Source organism: Stenotrophomonas sp. YJH_SMC_69 (assembly GCF_059370495.1).
Genome location: NZ_JCAFTS010000023.1, coordinates 1 through 4,065, shown reverse-complemented (window position 1 = coordinate 4,065; position 4,065 = coordinate 1). Strand labels below are relative to the sequence as shown.

The 4,065-nt window shown below is 59.2% G+C and carries 2 protein-coding genes and 2 pseudogenes; all 4 read right to left on the bottom strand.

Annotated features, from left to right (window positions below; all coding sequences use genetic code 11):
* Positions 1-270: pseudogene (locus AC5P8F_RS20560) on the bottom strand (hypothetical protein); the annotation flags it as partial.
* Positions 271-353: 83 nt separating this feature from the next.
* The gene (locus AC5P8F_RS20555) at positions 354-689 is read right to left on the bottom strand and encodes a DUF6984 family protein (RefSeq protein WP_495228913.1); all 336 of its coding nucleotides are present in this window, start codon (positions 687-689) and stop codon (positions 354-356) included.
* Between the two features lie 465 nt (positions 690-1,154).
* Positions 1,155-2,270: pseudogene (locus AC5P8F_RS20550) on the bottom strand (RHS repeat-associated core domain-containing protein); the annotation flags it as partial.
* Positions 2,271-2,834: 564 nt separating this feature from the next.
* The coding region (locus AC5P8F_RS20545) for an RHS repeat domain-containing protein (protein WP_495228911.1) at positions 2,835-4,065 on the bottom strand (1,231 nt) is incomplete at its 5' end.

The window sequence follows — 4,065 nt, the reverse complement described above, 5'->3', positions numbered from 1 at the left end:
GGTGCGATTGCCGGTGGCGTCATAGGCATAGGTTTCGATCGGCGTGCCGGTCGTACCGTCCTGGGTCTGGGTCAGGCGACCCAGCGCGTCGTAGGCGTACTTGGCCAGCACCGACGAGCCTGCGCCGTTCTTCAGCTCGGTGATCGAACCGACCGGATCATAGCCGTAGCCCAGCGACAGGCCACCTGCGGCCGGGTCATGCATCGCCTGCGGGCGGTAATCCAGATCCAACGGACGCTACAGCTGGCGGCCGTTGCCGTAGGTCCAACCGATCACCTATTGCTCGGAACATCCTCAGTCCGGGCGCCTCCTTGGATAGCTAAGGAGCGAGGGCGGAAACGTTTAGGCTCTTATTAGCCCGCAGCGGACGGCCTCCTGGGACGAAGGCTAATAACTGGCGAGAAGTCGACTTTCCATACATCCAACTCAAAAAGATCTCCATAATTGTCCAGTGAAAGTGTCACTATAACTTCAACCCCATCCGTGTCGACAAAGGTTTTGCTGGCCAGCTCCTTTCCAAGCAAACGGTCGAGATTGCTTGATTTGAACAGCAGGCTCCCCATCCCGCCATCATCCATCCCCTCAACTTCAATCGCCGCAAGTGAATCAGCAGTGATGCCCGGAAAATCCACACCTTGAAGCATCAATTTCACTAATGATTTTTCAGATTCCGATAAATGCCTGTACATGCATCAATTCCTGGGCGGAGTAATTCTACTTACATTAATGCTTCCATCAGGAAACTTATGGGAGCTGTATTCAATTTTAACACCGTCGACCATCACAGAGCCAGAATATGTTCCAGAGGGGTGATTCGCCCCGATTCGCTCAATATCGGCGGCAATCGCCGCCTTCACACTAACGCTATCCATCCCAGCCTTTTCGACGTGTCGGAAGGCGTGATAAACCTGATTGTCCACTCGGCCAAATGTGAGCAGTATCCGGCCAGCTTTGACTGGCAGTTTCAGGAGCTTAAGAGGGCCAATACCGATCGCCGCCATCGCAGTATTGCCCGGCGCTGGGTTCTCACATGCTTCGTAAATGCCTTTGACGTCCCCGACACCTGGAGTCATGTCCGCAACCCATGGAAGCAACATTCTTGCCTGGGACTCATCGAGGGGATTGGCCATCTCCCTTGGGCTTCCGATAACCTGAAGCCCCTGCGGATCGATCGAGAAGGTTGGCCGAGAGCCAACATATGAGAAGGTGGAAATCCCACCCTCCAATCCAATTGGATCACTCTGCGAATACCGCCCCACCGCCGGGTCGTATTCCCGCTGATAGTTGTAGAACAACCCACTCGCATCCGTGGCCTGCTGGCCCGGGAAGCGCAGCGCCAGCTCGAACGCCACTCCATCACCATCCGGGTCGGTACTCGGAATCTGGTTGCCGAACACCTCGCTCTTGTTGCTCCACTCCCAGATCGCCACATCACGCACCGGATCGATCACCACGCGCGGCGTGCCCAGATGATCCGGCTGCACGTAGGCAAGTTCCGGCACGCCGGCGCTCGGCACGCTGATCAACGCCACCGGGTAGTTGTCCAGCCAGATGGCCTGCTGCTGCGCCTGGCCCGTGGCCGAGTAAATGCCCAGCCACTGCCCTGCTTCGTCGTACAAGGTGATCCGTGCTGCGCCACCGGCCGGGGTCCGCAGAACGCGTTCACCGCGGTGGTTGTAACCGTAGCTTTCCAGTACGGCATTGCCCTGCTTCACCGCGTTCATGCGGTTGGCATCGTTGTAGATGAACGTCTTGCCGCCGATGCTGGTGGTGTTGCCCACTGCGTCATGGTTGCGCGCTTCGCCGTCCACGGCGGTCAGCCGGTGGCTGGTTGCGGGGTAGGTGCAGCTGGCAGTGCCTGCCGAGGTGGTCAGCGCGGTGCGATTGCCGGTGGCGTCGTAGGCATAGGTTTCAATCGGCGTGCCGGTCGCGCCGTCCTGGGTCTGGGTCAGGCGGCCCAGCGCGTCGTAGGCGTACTTGGCGAGTACCGTTGAGCCTGTGCCGTTCTTCAGCTCGGTGATCGAACCGACCGGGTCATAGCCATAGCCCAGCGACAGACCGCCTGCGGCCGGGTCATGCACCGCCTGCGGGCGGTAATCCAGATCCAACGGACGCTGCAGCTGGCGGCCGTTGCCGTAGGTCCAGCCCGTCGCCAGGCCGAAGGCCGCATAGGTCACATTGTTCACCACGATCTGGCGTGCCTGGCCAGGCCGGGTCAGGCCGATCTGGCTGATGCGCCCCTGGATATCTCGCACGTAGTCAGCCACGCTTCGAATGTCTCGCACTGACGTAGCAGCATCCTGCCGCCAAAGGCGTTGTCCAGTCCATCTTTCAGGGGATTGCGAACCACGTATCGACGACCTCCTGAGTTTTATGTTATGCCCTACGGAAATACGTGCTCACAGATCATCCACAGTCTCTCGAGAACTAGAGGCAGCGTCTGGCTGACGATCGTACATAGCGGTAAATGCCTCAGGTGATGGTTGGTTGCCGGATGGGTGTGGCTCTCGCTTCCTGCCAACATGGTCAGTGTGGTGCGATTGCCAGTATCGGTAGGCAGAGGTCCCAATCGGCCTGCTGGAGACTTTAATTAGCGGGCGTAACATTAGTTCACAGTCCCCAGAAGCCATCCCAGATCAAGCGCCACCAAGATTTGGCTATTCGGGCCGCTTCACTTGGCTTTCTTGTGAGAGCCACAATGACCCATACGGTGCTTCCGCCCATGATGCCTAGCCCAGCCAATGTCATTAGCGCGGGGCTTATGTGCCTATAAAACCACCAGCCTAGGAGGACCAGGATCATCAAAGCAACATAGCGGAGCAGCAATCCAGTTTTCATAGTCCTATGGTTCCTACTTCCTGCAAGAATTCCCTTGGCTTATGGACAGCCTCCTTAACGTGCTTCTCCATAATATCAATCCAAAAAGGCTCACCGGGGTCATCTGACTCAGTTCCCCAAGGCAACAAACCCGAGTATGTCTTCAGGACGTCGCCCCTCGAATAGTTGCTACTGTCTTCACAGGCTGCCTCCGCCCACTGCTGCTCGGCGCGAGCCCACGCCTTCTGGCCACTAGTGATGTTCCAGACGCCCAGCCCAATACTTGCGGAGCCCGGTGCGGCAGTCACTACTGCCCCCTCCATGCCAAGTCCTCCAGCGATCCTCAGCGTACCCGAAGCAAGCAAGCGCCCTGCGTTGATCGCATTCCCAATTGCGACGGCTGTCTTGTGCACGTTCCTTAATCCCAACGGGTCTATTAAGCTAAGTGAATTTCCGCCAACGTATCCGTAGGTGCTGATTCCGCCTCGTAACCCAATCGGATCACTCTGCGAATACCGCCCCACAGCCGGGTCGTACTCGCGATGATGGTTGTAGAACAGCCCACTCGCATCCGTCGCCTGCTGGCCTGGGAAGCGCAGTGCCAGTTCGAACGCCACACCATCCCCGTCCGGGTCTGCACTCGGAATCTGGTTGCCGAACACTTCGCTCTTGTTGCTCCACTCCCAGATCGAGACATTCCGTACCGGATCGATCACCACGCGCGGCGTGCCCAGATGATCCGGCTGCACGTAGGCCAGCTCCGGCACGCCGGTAGCCGGCGTGTTGATCAGTGCCACCGGGTAGTTGTCCAGCCAGATGGCCTGCTGCTGCGCCTGCCCCGTGGCCGAGTAGTTGCCCAGCCACTGCCCCGCCTCGTCGTACAAGGTGATCTGAGCCGCGCCGGCGGCCGCGGAGCGCAACACGCGCTCGCCGCGATGGTTGTAACCGTAGCTTTCCAGCACCGCATTGCCCTGCTTCACCGCGTTCATGCGGTTGGCGTCGTTGTAGGTGAACGTCTTGCTGCCGATGCTGGTGGTATTGCCCACCGCGTCATGGGTGCGCGCCTCGCCATCCACTGCGGTCAGCCAGTGGCTGGTTGCGGGATAGGTGTAGCTGGCGGTGCCTGCCGACGTGGTCAGCGCGGTGCGATTGCCGGTGGCGTCATAGGCATAGGTTTCGATCGGCGTGCCGGTCGTACCGTCCTGGGTCTGGGTCAGGCGACCCAGCGCGTCGTAGGCGTACTTGGCC

Bases quoted from the DNA above. Each gene is read 5' to 3' on its own strand.
- AC5P8F_RS20555 (WP_495228913.1), bottom strand. From the start codon at position 689: ATGTACAGGCATTTATCGGAATCTGAAAAATCATTAGTGAAATTGATG.